Source organism: Pseudomonas sp. UBA6315 (assembly GCF_002438125.1).
Lineage (GTDB): Bacteria > Pseudomonadota > Gammaproteobacteria > Pseudomonadales > Pseudomonadaceae > Aquipseudomonas > Aquipseudomonas faucium.
The window spans coordinates 48074-71530 of the sequence record NZ_DJTF01000191.1; the positions used below are offsets into that span (position 1 = coordinate 48074).

Annotated in this window: 16 protein-coding genes; 11 read left to right on the plus strand and 5 right to left on the minus strand. The window is 64.7% G+C overall.

All coding sequences use genetic code 11. The features are described 5' to 3' along the window. Positions 1–58 precede the first annotated feature (58 nt). The 3 genes from glgX (at position 59) to B3E94_RS23355 (ending at position 4497) form a co-directional block, all read left to right on the plus strand. The gene (gene glgX / locus B3E94_RS23345; protein WP_176517986.1) at positions 59–2212 is read left to right on the plus strand and encodes a glycogen debranching protein GlgX; all 2154 of its coding nucleotides are present in this window, start codon (positions 59–61) and stop codon (positions 2210–2212) included. A 91-nt stretch (positions 2213–2303) separates the two neighbouring features. Beyond that, the gene (locus B3E94_RS23350) at positions 2304–3098 is read left to right on the plus strand and encodes an endonuclease/exonuclease/phosphatase family protein (protein ID WP_286915400.1); all 795 of its coding nucleotides are present in this window, start codon (positions 2304–2306) and stop codon (positions 3096–3098) included. 319 nt (positions 3099–3417) lie between these two features. Continuing rightward, positions 3418–4497, plus strand: a complete 1080-nt coding sequence (locus B3E94_RS23355) for an autotransporter domain-containing protein (RefSeq protein ID WP_286915401.1) — start codon at positions 3418–3420, stop codon at positions 4495–4497. A gap of 108 nt (positions 4498–4605) precedes the next feature. Here the strand turns inward: B3E94_RS23355 and glgB are convergent, their stop codons facing one another. The 3 genes from glgB to B3E94_RS23370 all read right to left on the minus strand — a co-directional run bounded on the left by glgB (position 4606) and on the right by B3E94_RS23370 (position 12302). Beyond that, positions 4606–6816 carry a 1,4-alpha-glucan branching protein GlgB gene (gene glgB / locus B3E94_RS23360; RefSeq protein WP_176517989.1) on the minus strand — a complete coding sequence of 737 codons (2211 nt, stop codon included), beginning with the start codon at positions 6814–6816 and terminating at the stop codon, positions 4606–4608. Further along, positions 6817–10134 carry a maltose alpha-D-glucosyltransferase gene (treS, locus tag B3E94_RS23365; protein WP_286915402.1) on the minus strand — a complete coding sequence of 1106 codons (3318 nt, stop codon included), beginning with the start codon at positions 10132–10134 and terminating at the stop codon, positions 6817–6819. A 149-nt stretch (positions 10135–10283) separates the two neighbouring features. After that, positions 10284–12302, minus strand: coding sequence for an alpha-1,4-glucan--maltose-1-phosphate maltosyltransferase (locus B3E94_RS23370; protein WP_286915403.1), 2019 nt, complete (start codon positions 12300–12302; stop codon positions 10284–10286). 314 nt (positions 12303–12616) lie between these two features. On the opposite strand from B3E94_RS23370, the gene B3E94_RS23375 reads away from it, so the two are divergent. From B3E94_RS23375 to B3E94_RS23385, 3 genes are all read left to right on the plus strand, one after another. Then, positions 12617–13624, plus strand: a complete 1008-nt coding sequence (locus B3E94_RS23375) for an RHS repeat-associated core domain-containing protein (RefSeq protein WP_286915404.1) — start codon at positions 12617–12619, stop codon at positions 13622–13624. 193 nt (positions 13625–13817) lie between these two features. Then, complete coding sequence (locus B3E94_RS23380) at positions 13818–13979, plus strand: hypothetical protein (RefSeq protein ID WP_003251307.1); 162 nt, start codon at positions 13818–13820, stop codon at positions 13977–13979. Positions 13980–14216: 237 nt separating this feature from the next. Then, entirely contained in the window at positions 14217–14447 is a 231-nt protein-coding gene (locus B3E94_RS23385) for an acyl carrier protein (protein WP_286915406.1), read from the plus strand. A 185-nt stretch (positions 14448–14632) separates the two neighbouring features. Here B3E94_RS23385 and B3E94_RS23390 read toward each other — a convergent pair whose 3' ends face one another. After that, on the minus strand, positions 14633–16318 hold the full coding sequence (locus tag B3E94_RS23390) for an AMP-binding protein (protein WP_286915408.1): 1686 nt from the start codon (positions 16316–16318) through the stop codon (positions 14633–14635). A gap of 239 nt (positions 16319–16557) precedes the next feature. Between B3E94_RS23390 and B3E94_RS23395 the strand changes: the two genes are divergently transcribed. The 4 genes from B3E94_RS23395 to B3E94_RS23410 are packed head-to-tail and all read left to right on the plus strand — an operon-like array spanning position 16558 to position 22117. Further along, the gene (locus B3E94_RS23395) at positions 16558–17721 is read left to right on the plus strand and encodes an isovaleryl-CoA dehydrogenase (protein WP_286915409.1); all 1164 of its coding nucleotides are present in this window, start codon (positions 16558–16560) and stop codon (positions 17719–17721) included. A 20-nt stretch (positions 17722–17741) separates the two neighbouring features. Continuing rightward, a complete protein-coding gene (locus B3E94_RS23400; RefSeq protein ID WP_236235489.1) occupies positions 17742–19349 on the plus strand; it encodes a carboxyl transferase domain-containing protein in 1608 nt (535 codons plus the stop codon). Positions 19350–19352: 3 nt separating this feature from the next. Then, a complete protein-coding gene (locus B3E94_RS23405; RefSeq protein WP_176515649.1) occupies positions 19353–20168 on the plus strand; it encodes a gamma-carboxygeranoyl-CoA hydratase in 816 nt (271 codons plus the stop codon). Further along, positions 20165–22117 carry an acetyl/propionyl/methylcrotonyl-CoA carboxylase subunit alpha gene (locus tag B3E94_RS23410; protein WP_286915411.1) on the plus strand — a complete coding sequence of 651 codons (1953 nt, stop codon included), beginning with the start codon at positions 20165–20167 and terminating at the stop codon, positions 22115–22117. Before B3E94_RS23405 ends, B3E94_RS23410 begins: the two co-directional genes overlap by 4 nt. Positions 22118–22234: 117 nt before the next feature. On the opposite strand, the gene B3E94_RS23415 is transcribed toward B3E94_RS23410, so the two are convergent. Next, positions 22235–22942: a LexA family transcriptional regulator gene (locus B3E94_RS23415; RefSeq protein ID WP_286915413.1), complete on the minus strand. Its 708-nt coding sequence runs from the start codon at positions 22940–22942 to the stop codon at positions 22235–22237. 88 nt (positions 22943–23030) lie between these two features. Between B3E94_RS23415 and B3E94_RS23420 the strand changes: the two genes are divergently transcribed. Beyond that, positions 23031–23342: a DUF6124 family protein gene (locus tag B3E94_RS23420; RefSeq protein ID WP_286915415.1), complete on the plus strand. Its 312-nt coding sequence runs from the start codon at positions 23031–23033 to the stop codon at positions 23340–23342. Positions 23343–23457 lie beyond the last annotated feature (115 nt).

Consider the following 23457-nt stretch of genomic DNA (forward strand, 5'->3'; position numbering starts at 1 on the left):
TTGCCGGCGATGGGGCCCTCACTGACACCCCACTCCCCCCGGCCAATCGAGGACTGCCATGAGCCCCCGCACCCCGAAGAAAACCCGCTCCGTCGCCCCGTCGCGCATCCGCGAAGGCATGCCCTTCCCCCTCGGCGCCACCTGGGACGGCCTGGGTGTCAACTTCGCCCTGTTCTCGGCCAACGCCACCAAGGTCGAACTGTGCCTGTTCGACGACACCGGCGAGCATGAAATCGAGCGCATCGAGCTGCCCGAATACACCGACGAGATCTACCACGGCTACCTGCCCGACGCCCACCCGGGGCAGATCTACGGCTACCGCGTGCACGGCCCCTACGAGCCGCAGAACGGCCACCGCTTCAACCCCAACAAACTGCTGATCGACCCCTACGCCAAGCAGCTGGTCGGCAGCCTGAAATGGTCCGAGGCGCTGTTTGGCTACACCATCGGCCACCCCGACGGCGACCTGTCGTTCGATGAACGCGACAGCGCGCCCTTCGTGCCCAAGTGCAAGGTGATCGACCCGGCCTTCACCTGGGGCCGCGACCAACGCGTGCAGATCCCCTGGGAGCGCACCATCCTCTACGAGGCCCATGCCCGTGGCATCAGCATGCGCCACCCGGCGGTTCCAGAGGAGCTGCGCGGCACCTTCGCCGGCCTTGCCAACGACGAGCTGCTCAAGCACATCAAGGACCTGGGCGTGTCGAGCATCGAGCTACTGCCGATCCATGCCTTCGTCAACGACCAGCACCTGCTCGACAAGGGCCTGAACAACTACTGGGGCTACAACAGCATCGCCTTCTTCGCGCCGCACCCGCGCTACTTGGCCAGCGGCAAGATCGCCGAGTTCAAGGAGATGGTCGCGCACCTGCACGACGCCGGGCTGGAGGTGATTCTGGATGTGGTCTACAACCACACCGCCGAAGGCAACGAGCGTGGTCCGACCCTGTCGATGCGCGGTATCGACAACGCCTCCTACTACCGCCTGATGCCCGACGACAAGCGCTTCTACATCAACGATTCGGGCACCGGCAACACCCTGGACCTGAGCCACCCGTGCGTGCTGCAGCTGGTCACCGACTCGCTGCGCTACTGGGCCGGCGAAATGCACGTGGACGGTTTCCGCTTCGACCTGGCAACCATTCTGGGCCGCTACCACGACGGCTACAGCGAGCGCCACGGCTTTCTCGTCGCCTGCCGCCAGGACCCGATGCTCAGCCAGGTCAAGCTGATCGCCGAGCCCTGGGACTGCGGCCCGGGCGGCTACCAGGTGGGGAATTTCGCCCCAGGCTGGGCGGAATGGAACGACCGCTTCCGCGACACCGTGCGCGCCTTCTGGAAAGGCGACGAAGGCCAGCTGGCCGACTTCGCCTCGCGCATGACCGCCTCGGGCGACATGTTCAACAACCGCGGCCGGCGCCCCTACGCCTCGGTCAACTTCGTCACCGCCCACGATGGCTTCACCCTGCGCGACCTGGTGTCGTACAACAGCAAGCACAACGAGGACAACGACGAGAACAACCAGGACGGCACCGACAACAACCTGTCGTGGAACTGCGGCGTCGAAGGCCCCACCGACGACCCCGAGATCAACGCCCTGCGCATGCGCCAGATGCGCAACTACTTCGCCACCCTGCTGCTGGCCCAGGGCACGCCGATGATCGTCGCCGGCGACGAGTTCAGCCGCACCCAGCATGGCAACAACAATGCCTACTGCCAGGACAGCGAGATCGGCTGGATCAACTGGGACCTGGATGACAACGGCAAGGAGCTGCTGGCCTTCGTCAAGCGCCTGACCCGCCTGCGCCTGGCCTACCCAGTGCTGCGCCGCTCGCGTTTTCTGGTCGGCGACTACAACGAGGCGATCGGGGTCAAGGACGTCACCTGGCTGGCCCCCGATGGCAGCGAGATGACCGTGGAGCAATGGGAAGACCCGCACGGGCGTTGCCTGGGCATGCTCATCGACGGGCGCGCGCAGGTCAGCGGCATTGCCCGGCCGGGGTCGGAGGCGACCATGCTGCTGATCGTCAACGCGCACCATGATGTGGTGCCGTTCCAGTTGCCGACCGTGCCCGAGGGCGAGTACTGGAGCTGCCTGGTCGACACCGACCGGCCGGAGATGCGCAAACCCCAGCACCTGCAGTTCGACAGCACCTTCGAGGTCAAGGGGCGCTCGTTCCTGCTGATGGTGTTGCAGCACGAGGAAGACTGAACCGGGACGGCCTGGGCCTGTCCCAAGACTTTGTGGGAGCCGGCTTGCCGGCGATAGGGCCAGCAGCCCCAGCTACCATCAAGGAGGCACCGTGAACCCCGAAACCGGTCGTCCAGGTTTCGCCAGCGTCGACCAGGCCCCAGCCGTGCAGCGGCTGCGGGTGCTGACGGTGAATACGCACAAGGGGTTCACGGCCTTCAACCGGCGCTTCATCCTGCCTGAACTGCGCGAGGCGGTGCGCAGCACCCAGGCCGACCTGGTGTTTCTCCAGGAAGTGCTCGGCAGCCACGACCGCCATGCCGCGCGCTACCCAGGCTGGCCGCAGACCTCGCAGTACGAGTTTCTTGCCGACAGCATGTGGAGCGACTTCGCCTACGGGCGCAACGCCGTGTACCCCGATGGCCACCACGGCAACGCGCTGTTGTCCAAATACCCGATCATCGAGCACCGCAACCTCGACGTGTCGATCACCGGCCCCGAGCGCCGCGGCCTGTTGCACTGCATCCTCGACGTACCCGGCCAGCACCAGGTACATGCCATCTGCGTGCACCTGTCGCTGCTGGAGAGCCACCGCCAGCAGCAATTGCAGCTGCTGCGCAAACTGCTCGACGGCCTGCCCGAAGGCGCCCCGGTGATCATCGCCGGCGATTTCAACGACTGGAAACTGCGCGGCAACCGCACCCTGCGCCAGCAGCGCGACCTACACGAAGCGTTCGAACGCCACCATGGCATGCTTGCGCGCACGTATCCGGCGCGCCTGCCTTTACTGGCCCTGGACCGCATCTACCTGCGCAATGCCGAAAGCCACGCACCGAAAATCCTCAGCCACAAGCCTTGGACGCACCTTTCCGATCACCTGCCACTTGCCGTGGAAGTCAGGTTGTAGCAATCATTCGGCATAGCCACGCAGCGGCAAATAACGAACCCCACTATCCCCCTCTCATTTACCCCGAAAATCAATGCGTTGATGCCTTTCACAGAACCTCGACAATGGCTTAACACATTCTTGACGCAGCCCCCCGCCTCACCTTAGCTGAACTATTACCTAGTCGTTGAAAACGTGCGCCGGGCCTCTAGCTCGCGCCTTCCTGCGTGCTCGCGAAAGCGGGCGCGAGGGTTTGGTTCGTCCACTGTTCTTGCCGTACAGCTCGTGACAACCGGCCAGGTGCTTGGGCTGTACAACAAGAAACCAGAGGATATCCGCCATGAAAAGAACCTCGAACTCGTTGCGCTTCGATCGTATTTTCTACGCGGTTTCCACGTCGATGCTTCTGGCAACCCCGGTGGAAACCTTCGCCTTCGACCTGCAGGACGACCCCATGTCCCCGGGCTTCCTGCAGCAGCCGGCGCAGCCCCAGCAACTGTCGCTCGACCCGGTCAGCGCCAGCGGCCTGAGCCTGGGCACGCTGGCAGCCTTCGGCGAGCAGATGAGCGAGCGCCATGCCCTGGTGGCTCCCATGCTGATGGCCAGCCCCTGGAGCCAGTTCTTCCCCACCACCTCGCGGCCCGGCGCGCAACCGCCAGAGCAGCTCGAAGCGCCCAGCCAGCAGCTGATGATCGGCCCGGACCTGTTCGTGCGTGAAACCGCCGACGGCAACGTGCACCGGGCGGGGATCTTCGTTGGCCACAACAACCTGCAAAGCAGCCTGAACGGCACCCGCCCACTGCTCGGCGACAAGCAGCGCAATGCGGTCAACCTCAGCGGCGAGAGCCTGGGCGTGTACTGGAGCATGACCCACGCCCAGGGTTGGCACCTGGATGCCGTGGCCATGGGTTCGCGCATCGACGTGCTGGGCCGCGGCGACAACGGCCAGCGCCTGGATGACAGCGGCCATGCCATGACCTTTTCCGTGGAGGGTGGGTTCCCCATCAGCCTGGGCGGCGGCTGGGTAGTCGAGCCGCAGGCGCAGTTGATCAACCAGCAGTTCTTCCCCGGCAACCAGGTGCAGGCGCAGACCTTGCAGGCCTTCGACAGCCAACCGACCTGGAGCGGCCGGGTCGGCGCCAAGTTGTCCGGGCGCTACGAGGTCAAGGGCATGCCGATCGAGCCCTATGTGCGAACCAACGTGTGGTACGACTTCAGCAATGCCGACGAGGTCAAGCTGGACCAGGTGGACAAGATCTCCAGCTCGCGGTACTCGACCACGGTGGAACTGGGGTTGGGGCTGGTGGCGCGGGTGACGCCTTCGGTGGCGCTGTTCGTCAGTGCCGACTACAGCAGCGATGTGGATGACAATGACCTGAACGGGTTGATTGGCAGCCTCGGGGTGCGGATGCGCTGGTAGGCCGTTGCGGCCCTATCGCCGGCAAGCCGGCTCCCACAGGGTCCCCAGCAGCCCTGGGATATCTGTGGGAGCCGACTTGCCGGCGATAGGGCCAGCACAGGCAGCCAATCAAGCCGGCTTCATCACCAGCACCCCCAGCGGCGGCAGGTTCAAGGCCAGCGACAGTGGCTGCCCATGGCTGGCGACCTCGTCACTCTCCACCGCCCCCAGGTTGCCCACATTCGACCCCGCATACAGCTCGGCATCGCTGTTGAGCAGCTCCTGCCAGCGCTCGCCGAACGGCACGCCAATCCGATACCCCTCGCGCGGCACCGGAGTGAAGTTGGCCACCACCAGCAACGGCTCGCCCTGGCTGCTCCAACGCAGCCAGGCAAACACGCTGTTGTGCGCGTCATCGCCGATCAGCCACTGGAAACCCTGGGGCTGGCAGTCCTGCTCGTGTAACGCCGGCAGGTCTCGGTACAGCCGGTTGAGGTCCCCGACCAGGCGCTGCACGCCCTGGTGCTCGGGGTACTGCAGCAAGTACCAGTCCAGCTGGTGGTCGTGGTTCCACTCGCGCCACTGGCCGAACTCGCAGCCCATGAACAGCAGCTTCTTGCCTGGGTGCGTCCACATGAAGGTCAGGTAGGCACGCAGGTTGGCGAACTTCTGCCAGCGGTCGCCGGGCATCTTGTCGATCAGCGAGTGCTTGCCGTGCACCACCTCGTCGTGGGAGATCGGCAGGATGAAGTGCTCGGAGTAGGCGTAGATCAGGCCGAAGCTCATTTCGTTGTGGTGGTGGGCGCGGTGCACCGGGTCGTTCTGGATGTAGTGCAGGGTGTCGTGCATCCAGCCCATGTTCCATTTGTAGGCAAAGCCCAGGCCGCCCTGCTGGGTCGGCTGGCTGACGCCCGGCCAGGCCGTGGATTCCTCGGCGATGATCAACGCACCCGGGGCCTCGACGGCCGCCACGCCATTGAGGTGGCGGATGAAGTCGATGGCTTCGAGGTTCTCGCGCCCGCCATGGCGGTTGGGCACCCACTCCCCGGCCTTGCGCGAATAGTCGCGATACAGCATCGAGGCCACCGCATCGACCCGCAGGCCGTCGATGTGGAAGTGCTTGAGCCAGTGCAGCGCCGAGGCCAGCATGAAGCCGCGCACCTCATTGCGGCCCAGGTTGTAAATCAACGTGTTCCAGTCCTGGTGGAAGCCCTCGAGCGGGTTGTCGTACTCGTACAGCGCGGTGCCATCGAAGCGCGCCAGGCCGTGTTCGTCGGTGGGGAAATGCGCCGGCACCCAGTCCAGGATCACGCCGATGCCGCCCTGGTGGCAGGCGTCGATGAACGCCGCGAAATCTTCCGGGCTGCCATAGCGCGAGGTCGGCGCGAACATCGACAGCGGCTGGTAGCCCCAGGAGCCGCCGAACGGGTGCTCCATGATCGGCAGCAGCTCGATGTGGGTGAAGTTGAGCTGCTGCACATAGGGCACCAGGCGCTCGGCCAGCTCACGCCAGTTGTAGAAGCGCGACACTTCGCCCACATCGTCCAGCTCGCACTGCCAGGAGCCAGGATGCAGCTCGTAGATCGACAGCGGCGCACTGTAGGCATGGCGCTGGGCGCGGTGCTCCATCCAGTCGTGGTCATGCCATTGGTGGCTCAAGGTGCCTGCCACCTTCGACGCCGTGCTGGGCGGCAACTCGGTGGCGCGGGCCAGCGGGTCGGCCTTGAGCGGCAGGATGCCGTCCTTGCCCAGCACTTCGTACTTGTAGGTTTCACCCACGCCCAGGCGCGGAATGAACAGCTCCCAGACCCCGGCGCTGTGGCGCAGGCGCATGGGGTGGCGGCGCCCGTCCCAGTTGTTGAAATCGCCCACCACCGACACCCGCCGCGCATTCGGCGCCCACACCGAGAAGCACACGCCATCGACGCCATCGACCTGGGTCGGCTGCGCACCAAAGCGCCCGGACAGGTCGCGGTGGTTGCCTTCGGCGAACAGGTAGAGGTCCATGTCGCCCAGTTGCGGGCCGAAGCTGTAAGGGTCTTCGGTGACCTGCTCGCCACCGGCCCAGACGATCTGCAGCCGATACGCCTGCGCCTGGTCCAGGTGCGCGGTGAACAGCCCGGGCAGGCTGCCCTGCACCATTTCGGCCAGCACCCGCCCGTCATCCCGGGCGAGCACCTGCGCGCTCAGGGCACCCGGCAGGAAGGCCCGTACCCAACTGCCGCCGGCGCCATCGCCATGGGGGCCCAGTACTGCGAACGGATCGGCGTGCTCGGCGCGGGCAAGGGCATCGAGCTCCCGCTGCCGAAGGCCACCGTTGTCACGCGTGCTTGCATTCATCTATGACTCTCCCCAGGTACTGATCAATCCATGCAGGCCATGCAAAGGCACGGCCAGCCAACTAGGCCGGTTCTCGGCTTCATAGGTAATCTCGTAGGCGGCCTTTTCCAGGCAGAACAACTCCAGCGCGGCGCGCTCGCCCTCGGCCTGTTGCCAGGCATGGGGCATGGCCGCGGTGGCCAGGCCATAGGCTTCGACGAAGGCGTGGCGCGACTGGTGCAGGTACTGCCGGGCGACCCGCTGACGAGCCTGCCGCGCGGCCTCGGAGAGGTCTACCGCCGAGGCGCTGCGCAGGATCATCGCAGCAGCATAGTCGAAGGATCGCAGCACGCCGCTGACATCCTTGTACGGGCTGTGCTTGGCCCGGCGCTCCTGCAACGGGCGCGACGGCTCACCCTCGAAGTCGATCAGGTAGGCATCGCCCTGCACCACCAGCACCTGGCCCAGGTGCAGGTCGCCGTGCACCCGCATCAGCAGGCCGCCCTGGGCCTGATGGGCCAGCTCGTCGATGTGCTGGGCGAGGCCTTCGCGCTGTTGCTGCAGGTCGTCGACCAAGGCCTGGCTGTCGCTGTCGAGGTGCTCGCGGTGCTGGGCCAGCAGGTCCAGCGCGTGGGCCAGTTCGGCGTTGATCTGCGTGCTCCAGCGGGCGCTGTCCTGGGCATCGCTGGCGCGCGGCGCAAAGGCTGGGTCCGTGCTGGGCGCGGCCAGCAGCAGGTGCATCTCGCCCAGGCGCTGGCCGAGCAAGCCGGCGAAGGCGCCGAGCTCGGCCAGGGCGTCGGTGTGCGCGTCGGGGTCGCTGCTAGGCGGCTCCATCTCGTCGCGGATGGCCCGCTCCAGGGTGTTCTGGGTCCAGGCCCAGGCATCACCTTGGTTGCTCAGGTAACCCTGGGCGATCATCAACAGGTGCGGCGCCTCGCTTTCGTCCACGCGGCTGACCCAGGCCAGCAGCGGCGAGATGTTGGCAAAGCCGGCGGCGGTGAGGTAGGCGCTCATCTCCAGCTCCGGGTGGATGCCGGCATTGACCCGGCGGATCAGCTTGAGCACCAGGCGATCGGCCACCACCACCGAGCTGTTGGACTGCTCGGCGCTCAGGTAGCGCACCGGGCTTTGCTCATCGAGCGCCAGCCGGGCCAGTTGTTCGGTGCAGGCAAAGCGCAGCTCGCCCTGGCCGTTGCCGCACGGCAGGCGCAGGCCATCCTGGCAGGCGCGCAGCACGGCGCGGATGAACGGCTCGAGGACGAAGGCATCGGTGATCAGGCCAACCTGGCGGCCGCGGCGTACCCGCGACAATGCCAACTGTTGTGGCAGCGCGGTGTTGATCTGCTCTTCGGGCAGGAAGCCGAACGGCAGCTGGTACTGGTTGGCCACGCCATCGCCGAGCACCTCGATCTCGCTGAGCAGCACCGGCGTGCTGGCGGTGCCAAAGCGCACGCCGTAACGCAGGCGCACCTGGTCGATCGGGCCTTCCTTGCCGGCGAACCAGCGGCGCTTGGGCAGGTATTGCGCCAGCACCGAGCCTTCGAGGGTGTCGCGCGACGGCGCTTCGAGCAGTTCTTCCATGCGTTTGCGCAGTACCAATGTGGTCAATTCCGGTAACCCCTCGGTGGCTTGGACGTGCCAGCTGGGCATGCGGTCGTGCTCGGCCAGCAGGAACCAGTAGAAGGCATAGGGCGGCAAGGTGAGCAGGAACGGCAGCTGGCCGATCGGCGGGAAGGCGCTGCCGCCGAGCATCTCCACCGGCACCTTGCCGGCGTACTGTGACAATTCCAGCTCCGCCGCCTGCGCCGCGCGCGAGACGTTGGCGACGCACAGCAGGGTTTCGCTGTTGCCCTGGGCGTCGGTGTATTCGCGAAGGTAAGCCAGGATGCGCCGGTTGCTCGGGGTGAGCGTGCGCAGGCTGCCGCGGCCGAAGGCCTTCTGCTGGTTGCGCACCGCCAGCAGGCGGCGGTTCCAGTTCAGCAGCGAATGCGGGTCGTGGGACTGGGCCTCGACGTTGACGGTCTGAAAGCCGTACAGCGGGTCCATGATCGGCGGCAGCACCAGGCGCTGCGGGTCGGCCCTGGAGAACCCGCCGTTGCGGTCCGGCGACCACTGCATGGGGGTGCGCACGCCGTCGCGGTCGCCCAGGTAGATGTTGTCGCCCATGCCCAGTTCGTCGCCGTAATACAACGTCGGCGTGCCGGGCATCGACAGCAGCAGGCTGGTGAGCAGCTCGATGCGCCGGCGGTCGCGTTGCAGCAAGGGCGCCAGGCGGCGGCGGATGCCCAGGTTGATGCGCGCACGGCGGTCTTCGGCGTAGTAGTTCCAGAGGTAGTCGCGCTCGCGGTCGGTGACCATCTCCAGGGTCAGCTCATCGTGGTTGCGCAGGAAGATCGCCCACTGGCAGTTAGCCGGGATTTCCGGGGTCTGGCGCAGGATGTCGGTGATCGGGAAGCGGTCTTCCATGGCCAGCGCCATGTACATGCGCGGCATCAGCGGGAAATGAAAGGCCATGTGGCATTCGTCGCCATCGCCTTCGCCGAAATACGGGCGGGTGTCCTCGGGCCACTGGTTGGCCTCGGCCAGCAGCATGCGGTCGGGGTAGTTGGCATCGATTTCGGCGCGGATCGCCTTGAGCACCTGGTGGGTTTCGGGGAGGTTCTCGTTGTTGGTGCCATCGCGCTCGATCAGGTAGGGGATGGCGTCCAGGCGCAGGCCGTCGACGCCCAGGTCGAGCCAGAAGCGCATCACGCCGATGACGGCCTTGAGCACCTGCGGATTGTCGAAGTTGAGGTCCGGCTGGTGCGAGTAGAAGCGGTGCCAGAAGTACTGGCCGGCCACCGGGTCCCAGGTCCAGTTGGACTTTTCGCTGTCGAGGAAGATGATCCGCGTGCCGTCGTATTTTTGCTCATCGTCCGACCACACGTAGAAGTTGCGCAGCTTGCTGCCGCGCTTGGCGTGGCGCGCGCGCTGGAACCAGGGGTGCTGGTCGGAAGTGTGGTTGATGACAAGCTCGGTGATCACCCGCAGGCCGCGCTTGTGCGCCTCGGCGATGAAGCGCCGGGCGTCGGCCATGCTGCCGTAGTCGGGGTGCACGGCCTTGTACTCGGCGATGTCGTAGCCGTCGTCACGCCGCGGCGAGGGGTAGAACGGCAGCAGCCAGAGGGTGTTGACGCCCAGCTCGGCGATGTAGTCGAGCTTACTGATCAGGCCGGCGAAATCGCCGATGCCGTCGTTGTTGGCGTCGAAGAACGACTTGACGTGCAACTGGTAGATCACGGCGTCCTTGTACCACAGCGGGTCGTCGATGAAGGCTGCCGGGCGGGAACGCTTGGCCATGTGCGACTCCTTGGTGTTCTGCGGGGCTGCTTGGCAGCCCATCGCCGGCAAGCCGGCTCCCACAGGTTCTGTGCAGATTTCACGAATAGCGCCTGCCCCCTCGGTGGGTGTGGGAGCCGGCTTGCCGGCGATGGGCCGCGCTGCGGCCCCTACCTGGCCTTCTCGATACGCCAGATGCCAAACGGCTGGTGCCAGGGCTCGATGCGCATCCACTGGGTCTTGCCGTGCCAGGTCCAGCGGTGGCCGTTCATCAGGTCTTCGCCCAGGGTGTCGGCGTTGTCGTCCAGCCCCAGCTCCCACAGTGGCAACTCGAAGCTCGCCTCCTGGGCGTTGTGCGGGTCGAGGCTGATCGCCACCAGGATGAAGTTGTCGCGCTCGGGAGTACGCTTGGCGAAGTACAGGATGTTGTCGTTCCAGCAGTTGAAGAACGCCACCCCCAGGTGCGTCTGCAGGGCGCGGTTCTGCCGGCGGATGCGGTTGAGCTGGGCGATCTCGGCGATGATGTTGCCGGGCTGGGTGAAATCGCGCGGGCGGATCTCGTACTTCTCCGAGTCCATGTACTCCTCCTTGCCCGGCAGCGGCGTGGCTTCGCACAGTTCGAAGCCCGAGTACATGCCCCACAGGCCCGAGCCCATGGTCGCCAGGGCTGCGCGAATGAGAAAGCCGGCGCGGCCCGAGGTGTGCAGGAAGAACGGGTTGATGTCGGGCGTGTTGACGAAGAAGTTCGGCCGGTAGCATTGGCTCCACGGCGGTTGGTTGAGCTCTTCGAAATACTCGCGCAGCTCCTGCTTGGTGTTGCGCCAGGTGAAGTAGGTGTAGCTCTGGGCGTAGCCGACCTTGCCCAGGCGCGCCATCATCGCAGGCTTGGTGAAGGCCTCGGCGAGGAAGATCACCTCGGGGTGCTGGCTGCGCACATTGGCGATCAGCCATTGCCAGAACGGCAGCGGCTTGGTGTGCGGGTTGTCGACGCGGAAGGTCTTGACCCCCTCCTCGACCCAGCCGACCACCACATCGCGCAGCGCCAGCCACAGCGAGGGCACGGCCTCGGCGGCGTAGAAGTCGACGTTGACGATGTCCTGGTACTTTTTCGGCGGGTTCTCGGCGTAGCGAATGGTGCCGTCGGGGCGCCAGCTGAACCAGCCGGGGTGCTCCTTGAGCCAGGGGTGGTCCTGGGAGCACTGGATGGCGAAGTCCAGGGCGATTTCCAGGCCATGTTCGGCCGCGGCGGCGACCAGGCGGCGAAAATCTTCGCGAGTGCCCAGCTGCGGGTGGATGGCGTCGTGGCCACCCTCGGCGCTGCCGATGGCGTAGGGGCTGCCGGGGTCGCCGGGCTCGGCGCGCAGGGCGTTGTTGCGGCCTTTGCGAAACTGCGTGCCGATCGGGTGGATCGGCGGGAAGTACAGCACGTCGAAGCCCATGTCGCGGATCATCGGCAGGCGTTCGTGCACGTCGTTGAAGGTCCCGTGGCGCTCGGGGCTGTCGGTGATCGAGCGCGGGAACAGCTCGTACCAGCTGGCGAACTGCGCCGCCGGGCGGTCGACATCGAGCGGGAACTCGACGCTGCGGGTCAGGTAGCTGCGGTGCTCGGCCTCGACCATCAGGCGCGTGGCCTCGCCGCCCAGCAGCAGCGCCACCTGCTCGTCCACCGGCAAACCCGGCAGGCGCGCCTGCAAGGCCTCGATCTCCTCGCGCAATACCCCTTCGCTGCGCGCCGCGCCCTGGCCCAGCAACAGCCTGCCCTCCTCCAGTTCGAGCTTGACCTCGACACCGGCGTGGTACTTCTTCTCAAGGTCGTAGCAGTAGGTGGCGAAGGGGTCGATCCAGGCTTCGATGCTGAACAGGTGCGGGCCCAGCTCCAGGGGGGTGAACTCGGCCAGCCACAGGTCATTGCCCGGCGAATGCATCGGCACGCAGTGCCAGCGCCGGCTGTTGGCCTGGCGCCAGTTGAGCACCACCGCCAGGCGGTCGTGGCCGTCGCTGTAGACCTTGCTGCTGACCGCCACCGGCTGGCCGCTGATGGCCTTGGCGGCGAAGGTGCCGCCATCGAGCACCGGCTGGGTGTCCTCGACCACGATGCGCGGCGCGAGCAGCGCCTGGGACAGGCTCACGGCCTGGTCCGGGTGGTCGTTTGCCATGGGCACGCTTTCGAAGGGCTCGTTTCGTGACATCGGACCTTGCTCCCTGTTGGTGTCGGGGGTACGGATTGAGAACCACCGCCCATGCTGAGGGTTCAAAATAATGGAGTGAGCGGCGCAGGCAGACACTGAAGCTACCCCGGCAGAAGAAGCGATTCAGGAACCCGACCGCCCCTACCTACGATGAAGATCTAAAGATAGCCAAACCCATCGCCCGTATAAGGGGCTGCACCTATTATTTCTGCCAGTATCGAGAAGCGCCAAACTGCCACAAAATCTTATGTGCCGCTCGTTACAAACAAATAGCATTAAACCATCTACATGGTTAGTTACGTGAGAGGTATCAAATGGTCTTTCGTCGTTTTTTTTATCACGCTGCACGAATTGCAACCGTTCAACATGACGCGGGCAGCCAGCATTTCTCATACGGAATGCAAGACCCAGTGAGCGAAGTTAATCGCGGAGCGGAGGGAGAAGCCCAAAAACTGCTTAAGACTGATTTTGCCAAGTCCGTCATCGAAGAACATCTTCCTCAATCAACACAGGTGATGAGCTATAGCCCTTATGGGTACGCGGCACAGCAGGCCATGATGCCGTGTGGGCTGGGTTTCAATGGCGAGCTTCGAGACATTCTCACTGACTATTATCATTTGGGGATTGGCCATCGCTCTTACAGCACGACGTTAATGAGATTCGTCTCATCCGACAGCGTTAGTCCATTCGGACGCGGGGGTGTGAATGCGTACTGCTATTGCATCGGAGATCCTGTTAACTACACAGACCCTCGCGGCCAAAATCGTTTAAAGAATTTATTTTCCAATAAAAAAACTGTCAATGTACACTCACAAAAAGCCAACATTGAAATTGCCGCACGAAGCCGTAACGTATCACTGGCAGGACGAGCAATAACAGAAGACGCTCGCGCACGCATGTGTGGCGTTGAATTGCTAAAAAAAATAGAACACGTTGACGTTGCGTATAGAAATATTGTGCGCCACCTTGATCCAGGCGATATATTTACGGCGCTTGAACCCCGCGCCGCCAGTCGACCGAAACCATCAATCACGGCATGGGCAACAGATAATTCAGTAAACGCAACGATTGCCCATCATGACGCGATAATGCGCGGCACCCCTAAGGAGTATAATCGCGACTGGAGATTAAGCAGCGATCAAGTTTCAGTACTGGACTTTTTGAACACACAACTTCGATCCCCCTCCAAGCAGTTACGACCCCATGTTCGCGAACTCTTATCCTCGAGCATCGATTTCTCTTCACGCACTGGAATTCAAGCTATTTTGACGGAGCAGCAGAGGATACTGACTAATTTTGAAAGGGCCATGTTCATTTATTGACAATGACACTTCGCGTTTTCGCCCGCTTCTGCCATTGAGGCAAAGGACTTGATCAGTCTGCTCCCATCGCCGGGCCTGGTTTCAGGCACCCGTAGCGTAGCAACCACATCTTTAGGCCCAAAAAATTGAGCAACCGGCGCAGATACGCATCTAAGCCTATACCGCGTATTCATTCCCCCTGCGAGGTCAGGCCATGAACATTCCCATTCCACCGGAAACACCAGACCCCAACATCGACGACCCCAGCCTGCCGCCGCCCGTGCCGGAAGAAGATCCGGACGAGCTGCCGATCAAGCCGACCGTACCGCCGACGGTGGGGGACCCACCGAGCCAGGAGCCACCAGTGAAGGCTTAAGGGTAGACCCGCTGTCGGTAAAGTGGGTTCGCCATTAAACATATTGCGCCTGTGCCACCTAGCGCCGCCTGCGCGGCGCTCGATTTCAAAACCAGCAAATAAGCCACGACGAGCCCACGAATGGGCTCATCCATCTCCTGACCAATACCTGCCGTACCTAGCATTTCTGCCAGTTGTGGGCGCTGGCAGCACATATTAAAAAATTGCTTCCAGGTACCGTCACAGGAGCACGCTGACATGTCAGACACCAAGCAACGATTTCTGAAAGTCGCCAAGGACGCATTAGCGCTCGAACCAGACACTGCCCTTGAAGGCAAGGACTTCTATCTGGATCTGCAACTCACGCAGCAAGACTGGGAGGAACTCATGCGCGCCGTCGAGGAAGAGTTCGGCATCGAAGTCTCGGACGAAGAAGCTGAAAAAGCCAACACTGTCGAGAAATGGGTGATGCTGCTCGAACCCGAATGACGCGCATCCATCACTGGCCTTGTCTTCATTGCAGCCCGGCACGCTCGGTACAGGACCTGCCTTCGAACTGAGCGAGCTGGATGCCGATAGTGCAGACCTCATCGACCTGCAATACCCGATCGAAAAAGCGTTCGCCGTTCGCCCGCACACCTCCTGCTAGGAACTGGTGGAGCAGGTGCCCGTCGTCACCCGCCGGGCGGTGACGCCTTCAACGCCTCGATGCTGATCTCGCGCATCCGAAATTTCTGCACCTTCCCCGTGACCGTCATCGGAAACTCATCGACAAAACGGAAATGCCGCGGCGCCTTGAAATGCGCCAGCCGCGCCTTGCACCATTGCTGCAGTTCATCCGCCGTGGCGCTGCGTCCGGGGTGCAGGCGAATCCACGCCACCACCTCCTCGCCATACTTGCTGCACGGGATCCCCACCACCTGCGCCTCGGCCACCGCCGGGTGGGTATGGAAGAACTCTTCAAGCTCGCGCGGATAGATGTTCTCGCCGCCGCGGATGATCATGTCCTTGTTGCGCCCAACGATGCGCACGTAGCCCTGCTCGTCCATCACCGCCAGGTCGCCGGTGTGCATCCAGCGGGCTGGGTCGATGGCATCATGGGTGGCCTGCAGGTTGTCCCAGTAGCCAAGCATCACGCTGTAGCCCCGGGTGCACAGCTCGCCGATCTCGCCTCGCCGGACCGTGCGCCCGTCGGCATCCACCAACTTGGTTTCCAGCTGCGGCTGAGTGCGGCCCACGGTGGTCACGCGCAGTTCCAGGTTGTCGTCCGGGGCGGTCTGCAGCGACACCGGGCTGGTTTCGGTCATGCCATAGGCGATCTGCACCTCGGCCATGTGCATCTGGTCGATCACCCGGCGCATCACCTCGATCGGGCAGGTGGCGCCGGCCATGATGCCGCTGCGCAGGGTCGAGAGGTCGAGCTGGGTGCGTGACGGGTGGTCGAGCATGGCGATGAACATGGTCGGCACGCCATAGAGGATGCTGGCGCGCTCCTCGGCCACGGCCTTGAGCGTCAGCTCGGCATCGAAGGCATCGTTGGGGTAGACCATGGTGCTGCCGTGGGTGATGCAGCCGAGGTTGGCCATGACCATGCCGAAGCAGTGGTACAGCGGCACCGGGATCACCATGCGGTCGCGCGCGGTCAGGCCCAGGCTTTCACCGACCATGAAGCCGTTGTTGAGGATGTTGTAGTGGCTGAGCGTGGCGCCTTTTGGCGCGCCGGTGGTGCCCGAGGTGTACTGGATGTTCACCGGCTGGTCGAACTGCAGGGTTGCCTGGCGCGCCTGATAGGCCTCGACAGGCGTCTGCCCTGCCCGCTCAGCCAGCGCCTGCCAAGGCACAAACCCAGGCGGCGGATTGGCCGCCAGGCTGACCACACCACGCAGCTCCGGCAGCCCTTCGCTGGCCAGCTCCCCGACGCCGGCACTGGCCAGCTCCGGCACCAGCTGCTGGACCATGGCATGGTAATCGGACGTCTTGAAGGCGTCGGCGCACACCAGCCAGCGGCACCCGGACTGGCGCAGCACATACTCCAGCTCGCCCACGCGATAGGCCGGGTTGATGTTGACCAGGATGGCGCCGACCTTGGCGCTGGCCAGCTGCAGGATGCACCACTGGGCGCAGTTGGGCGACCAGATGCCGACACGATCGCCGGTATCCACCCCCAGGGCCATCAGCGCGCGGGCGTGGATATCGACCTGCTCGGCCAATTGCAGCCAGGTGTAGCGCAGGCCCTGGTGGCGCACCACCAGCGCTTCGCCTTCGGCATGGCGGGCCACGGTGGCATCGAAGGCCTGACCGATGGTCAGGGTCAGCAAGGGTTGGTCCTGACGACCGCGGGTGTAGCTGGGTTGACTCATGGGTGTCCCTTCTTGTGGTTGTTCTGGGCACGGCTGAAGCGAGCGCCAATTACTCTGGCGCAGATTTACGTTTACGTAAAGGTGATGAGCGGATTGACACTGACTGAAGGCAGGTTTACGTTAACGTAAAGGTGAAAACGGCACTGCACTTATCGGCCGACACCGGCCCCACGAAGGGGTGCGGTGCAAAGCCCTTGAGCTACGGTGTTTCCTAATTTCAAGAACAAGAAGGTGCCCACATGCATTACCCCTCCCTGAACTTCGCCCTGGGCGAAACCATCGACATGCTCCGCGACCAGGTACGCAGCTTCGTCGCCGCCGAGCTGGCGCCACGCGCCGCGCAGATCGACCACGACAACCTGTTCCCCGCCGACATGTGGCGCAAGTTCGGCGACATGGGCCTGCTGGGCATCACCGTTCCCGAGGAATATGGCGGCGCCGGCCTGGGCTACCTGGCCCACGTGGTGACGATGGAAGAAATCAGCCGTGGCTCGGCGTCGGTGGCCCTGTCCTATGGCGCCCACTCCAACCTGTGCGTCAACCAGATCAACCGCAACGGCACCCACGAGCAGAAACTCAAATACCTGCCCAAGCTGATCAGCGGCGAGCACATCGGCGCCCTGGCCATGAGCGAGCCCAACGCCGGCTCCGACGTGGTGTCGATGAAACTGCGCGCCGAAAAGCGCGGCGACCACTACGTGCTCAACGGCAGCAAGACCTGGATCACCAACGGCCCCGACGCCAACACCTACGTGATTTACGCCAAGACCGACCTGGACAAGGGCGCGCACGGCATCACCGCGTTCATCGTCGAGCGCGACTGGAAAGGCTTCAGCCGCAGCAACAAGTTCGACAAGCTGGGCATGCGCGGCTCCAACACCTGCGAGCTGTTCTTCGACGGCGTCGAGGTGCCTGAACAAAACATCCTCGGCCAGCTCAACGGCGGCGTGCGGGTCCTGATGAGCGGCCTGGACTACGAGCGCGTGGTGCTCTCCGGCGGCCCGACCGGCATCATGCAAAGCTGCATGGACCTGGTGGTGCCTTACATTCACGACCGCAAGCAGTTCGGCCAGAGCATCGGCGAGTTCCAGCTGATCCAGGGCAAGATCGCCGACATGTACACCCAGCTCAACGCCAGCCGCGCCTACCTGTACGCCGTGGCCCAGGCCTGCGACCGTGGCGAGACCACCCGCAAGGACGCCGCCGGGGTGATCCTGTACACCGCCGAACGCGCCACCCAGATGGCCCTGGAAGCGATCCAGATTCTCGGCGGCAACGGCTACATCAACGAATTCCCGGCTGGCCGCCTGCTGCGCGACGCCAAGCTGTACGAAATCGGCGCCGGCACCAGCGAAATCCGCCGGATGCTGATCGGCCGCGAACTGTTCAACGAAACCCGCTGAGCACAAGGGGACGGGCGCACATGGCTACCTTGCACACCCAGATCAACCCGCGTTCGGCAGAGTTCGCCGGCAACAGCGCGGCCATGCTCGAACAAGTCCAGGCCCTGCGCGGGCTGCTCGCCCAGGTGGCCCAGGGCGGCGGGGCCAAGGCCCAGGAGCGGCACACCTCGCGCGGCAAGCTGCTGCCGCGCGAACGCATCGACCGCCTGCTCGATGCCGGCTCGCCGTTCCTCGAAATCGGCCAGTTGGCCGCCCACGAGGTGTACGGCGAAGACGTGCCGGCAGCGGGCGTGATCGCCGGCATCGGCCGCGTCGAAGGCGTGGAATGCATGATCGTGGCCAACGACGCCACGGTCAAAGGCGGCTCCTACTACCCGCTGACGGTGAAAAAGCACCTGCGCGCGCAGACCATCGCCCTGCAGAACCGCCTGCCGTGCATCTACCTGGTGGACTCCGGCGGCGCCAACCTGCCACGCCAGGACGAAGTGTTTCCGGACCGCGAGCACTTCGGGCGGATCTTCTTCAACCAGGCCAACATGAGCGCCCTGGGCATCCCGCAGATCGCCGTGGTGATGGGCTCGTGCACCGCCGGTGGCGCCTACGTGCCGGCCATGGCCGACGAGGCGATCATGGTGCGCCAGCAGGCGACCATCTTCCTCGCCGGCCCGCCTCTGGTGAAGGCCGCCACAGGCGAGGTGGTGAGCGCCGAAGACCTCGGCGGCGCCGACGTGCATTGCCGCACCAGCGGCGTGGCCGACCATTACGCCGACAACGACGAGCACGCCCTGGCCATTGCCCGGCGCAGCGTCGCCAACCTCAACTGGCACAAGCTCGGCAAGCTGCAGCGCCTGGCACCGGTGGCGCCACTGTATGCGGCCGACGAGCTGTATGGCGTGGTGCCGGCCGATGCCAAGCAGCCATTCGATGTGCGCGAAGTGATCGCGCGCCTGGTCGACGGCTCGCTGTTCGATGAGTTCAAGGCCCTGTTCGGCACCACCCTGGTGTGCGGCTTCGCCCACCTGCACGGCTACCCGGTGGCGATCCTGGCCAACAACGGCATCCTCTTCGCCGAGGCTGCGCAAAAAGGCGCGCACTTCATCGAGCTGGCCTGCCAGCGCGGCATCCCGCTGCTGTTCCTGCAGAACATCACCGGCTTCATGGTCGGCAAGAAGTACGAGGAAGGCGGCATCGCCAAGCACGGCGCCAAGCTGGTGACCGCGGTGGCCTGCGCCCAGGTGCCGAAGTTCACGGTGATCATCGGCGGCAGTTTCGGCGCCGGCAACTATGGCATGTGCGGCCGAGCCTACGACCCGCGCTTTTTGTGGATGTGGCCCAATGCACGCATCGGCGTGATGGGCGCCGAGCAGGCGGCCGGGGTGCTGGCCCAGGTCAAGCGCGAGCAGAGCGAACGCAGCGGCCAGGCCTTCAGCGCCGAGGACGAGGCGAAACTCAAGCAGCCGATCCTCGACCAGTACGAGCACCAGGGCCACCCCTACTACTCCAGCGCAAGGCTGTGGGACGACGGCGTCATCGACCCGGCGCAAACCCGTGACGTACTTGGCCTGGCGTTGTCCGCCGCGCTGAACGCGCCGATCGAACAGAGCCGCTTCGGCATTTTCCGGATGTGACCCATGAGCGATTTCAGCACCATCGAAGTGACTCGCGACCCCCGTGGTTTCGCCACCCTGTGGCTGAGCCGCGAGGACAAGAACAACGCCTTCAACGCGCAGATGATCGGCGAGCTGATTCAGGCCCTGGATCAGCTGGCCGAAGACGCCGAGCTGCGTTTCCTGCTGCTGCGCGGCCGTGGCCGGCACTTCAGCGCCGGCGCGGACCTGGCCTGGATGCAGCAGTCGGCGCAGCTGGACTTCAACCGCAACCTGGACGACGCCCATGAGCTGGGCGAGCTGATGTACGCCCTGCACCGCCTCAAGGCCCCGACCCTGGCGGTGGTGCAAGGCGCGGCCTTTGGCGGCGCCCTGGGCCTGATCAGCTGCTGCGACATGGCCATCGGCGCCGACGATGCGCAGCTGTGCCTGTCGGAAGTGCGCATCGGCCTGGCCCCGGCGGTGATCAGCCCGTTCGTGGTCAAGGCCATCGGCGAGCGCGCCGCGCGCCGTTACGCCCTGACCGCCGAGCGTTTCAGCGGGGTGCGTGCCCGCGAGCTGGGCCTGCTGGCCGAGGTGTACCCGGCCGGCGAGCTGCAGGCGCAGGTCGAGGCCTGGGTCGACAACCTGCTGCTCAACAGCCCGCAAGCCCTGCGCGCCACCAAGGACCTGCTGCGCGAAGTGGACGACGGCGAACTCAGCCCGGCCCTGCGCCGCTACTGCGAAAACACCATCGCCCGCATCCGCGTCAGCGCCGAAGGCCAGGAAGGCTTGAATGCCTTCCTGGAAAAACGCCGCCCCGCCTGGCAAACCGAGCACAAGAAGGAGCCGCGCCCATGAGCCGCCCCACCCTGACCACCCTGCTGGTCGCCAACCGCGGCGAAATCGCCTGCCGGGTCATGCGCACCGCCAAGGCCATGGGCCTGACCACCGTGGCCGTGCACAGCGCCACCGACCGTGACGCACGGCACAGCCGCGAGGCCGATATCCGTGTCGACCTGGGCGGCACCAAGGCCGCCGAAAGTTACCTGGTGGTGGAGAAACTGCTGGCCGCGGCCAAGGCCAGCGGCGCCCAGGCGATCCACCCGGGCTATGGCTTCTTGTCCGAGAACGCAGGGTTCGCCCGCGCCATCGAAGAGGCAGGGCTTATCTTCCTCGGCCCACCGGCCAGCGCCATCGATGCGATGGGCAGTAAGTCGGCGGCCAAGGCTTTGATGGAAGCCGCCGGCGTGCCGCTGGTGCCGGGTTATCACGGTGAAGCCCAGGACCTGGAAACCTTCCGCGCCGCCGCCGAGCGCATCGGCTACCCGGTGCTGCTCAAGGCCAGCGCCGGTGGCGGCGGCAAGGGCATGAAAGTGGTCGAGGAAGAAAGCCAGCTGGCCGACGCCCTGGCCTCGGCCCAGCGTGAGGCGCAGGCGTCGTTCGGCGACGCGCGCATGCTGGTGGAAAAGTACGTGCTCAAGCCGCGCCACGTGGAAATCCAGGTGTTCGCCGACCAGCACGGCAACTGCCTGTACCTCAACGAGCGCGACTGCTCGATCCAGCGCCGCCACCAGAAGGTGGTGGAGGAAGCCCCGGCCCCGGGCCTTTCCCCAGCGCTGCGCCAGGCCATGGGCGAGGCGGCGGTGCGCGCCGCCCAGGCCATCGGTTATGTCGGCGCCGGCACCGTGGAATTTCTGCTCGACGCCCGTGGCGAATTCTTCTTCATGGAGATGAACACCCGCCTGCAAGTGGAGCACCCGGTCACCGAAGCCATCACCGGCCTTGACCTGGTGGCCTGGCAGATCCGCGTGGCCTGCGGCGAAGCGCTGCCGATCACCCAGGCGCAGGTGCCGCTGATTGGCCATGCCATCGAAGTGCGCCTGTATGCCGAAGACCCGGCCAACGAATTCCTGCCGGCCACCGGCACCCTGGCGCTGTACCGCGAGTCGGCGCCGGGCGAAGGCCGCCGGGTGGACAGTGGGGTCAGCGAAGGGGATGTGGTGTCGCCGTTCTACGACCCGATGCTGGGCAAGCTGATCGCCTGGGGCGAGAACCGCGAACAGGCCCGCCTGCGCTTGCTGGCGATGCTCGACGAGTTCGCCATTGGCGGGCTGAAAACCAACATCGCCTTCCTGCGCCGCATCCTCGCGCACCCGGCATTTGCCGCAGCCGAGCTGGACACCGGGTTCATTCCGCGTCACCAGCAGGTGCTGCTGCCAGCCCCGCGCGCCTTGCCCGCCACCTTCTGGGAAGCCGCCGCCGAGGCCTGGCTGCAGGGCCAGGCGGCGCATGAGCGTGCCGATGACCGGCACTCGCCCTGGGCACCTCGCAGTGGCTTGCGCCTGGGCTTGCCGGCGCGCAGCAGCCTGCACCTGCAAAGCGGCGGCCAATGCCAGGCCGTGGCGCTGGAACGCAGCGCGGCCTCGGCCTGGCAGCTCGAGGGCGAGCAGCTTGGGCAGGACCAGGGGGGTGTGCGTCGCCGGCATCTGGCGGTACGCCGGGGCGGCACGCTGTATTTGCGCTGGGATGGCGAGGTGCATGCCATCGAAGCCTTCGACCCGATTGCCGAAGCCGAAGCCAGCCACAGCCAGCAAGGCGGGCTGGGTGCGCCGATGAACGGCAGCATCGTGCGGGTGCTGGTGGAGCCTGGGCAGGTGGTGGAGGCTGGGACTGCGCTGGTGGTGCTGGAGGCGATGAAGATGGAGCACAGCATCCGCGCGCCGCAGGCGGGGACGGTGAAGGCACTGTTCTGCCAGGAAGGGGATATGGTCAGCGAAGGGACGGTGCTGGTCGAACTGGTGGAGTGATTCGGAAAAGGGGGCCGCTTTGCGGCCCCATCGCCGGCAAGCCGGCTCCCACAGGTACAGCGCTGGCCTTGTGGGAGCCGGCTTGCCGGCGATGAGGCCATTACCAGCAACGAATCTTCAAAAGACCCCGTGCACCCGCACGACCACCCCAAGAAACTCGCACCCCGGCTCACATACCAACGCCGGATAGGTGCTGTTCAACGCCTTCAGGTACCGCTGCCCACCCTCTTCGGCCAACTCGCGCAGGATCGCCGACTTGCCAGGCTGGCGCGCAATCACCAGGCGCCCGGGCTCGGCCTCAAGCCCAGGGTCCACCAGGATCCGCATGCCCTGGGGCACGCTGCGGCCACTGACCGAACTCATCGCGTCATTCTCGACGGTCAGCCAGAATGCCTTGCCCTGGGCCAGGTACTCGGTCTGCTCGTACACCGTGCCCTCTTCAGGCGCCGCTTCGGCCAGCGCATCCCAGTCCCGCAGCGGGTAGCGAAAGCACACGATGTATTGCATCAGGTCGATGTCGTCATCGTCCTCATCGACCACATAGCGCCCCTTGTCCTCGCCCACCTGGCCAAGTACCCGCAGCTGCAGGCTGACGTGGTAGTGGGGCATGCCCAGCTCGACGAACACCCGGTTCATCGAATCGACCTTGGGCTGGCGCCGCTTGTTCACCCAGTGCCCCACGCTGCCCTGGGACACCCCGACACGTTCGGCGAGCTGTTCCTGGGAGATATCGAGCTCCTCCATCCGGTCACGGACGAGGGCAATCCATTTATCCATATTCATCGCTGGCACGATACGGACTGCCTTCTGGCGCTCAATAAACATTCAGTATTATTTATCGAAATGCCTTTAAATACCTTAAGTATTAGACTCGACCAGAAGCTTTTCCCTATTGGCATGCGCAGGTATCAGGATGAAACCCACGAAAAACGACGTAACAGATCTCGACAGCGAAGCGGCCCGCCGCGCCCTCGACTATTACCTCAACCCCAACCCCACCCGCCCCAGCGAGCACAACAAGATCTGGACCCTGCATGAAGGGGTCGGCAACGAGCAGGCACAGGAACACGCCGTTACCCTGCTGCGCTGCGCCGCCGCCACGGCCCACGAAACCGCCATTCATCAGGAAGGCAGCACGCGCGAGCTGATCTTGACGCTGATGCACATGATGGACATGGCCAGGGCGCTGCTCGAGCACAAGCACACCGTAAACGGCGGGTTGTAGAGGGGTAACGGAAGGGAGAAACGTGAGGCTGGGTACCGGCAAGGGCGCCGGGTACCGCAACGAGGAAGCGCATCGGTAAAAGTTTTTTACCGAATAAATGAAAATTCATTTGACT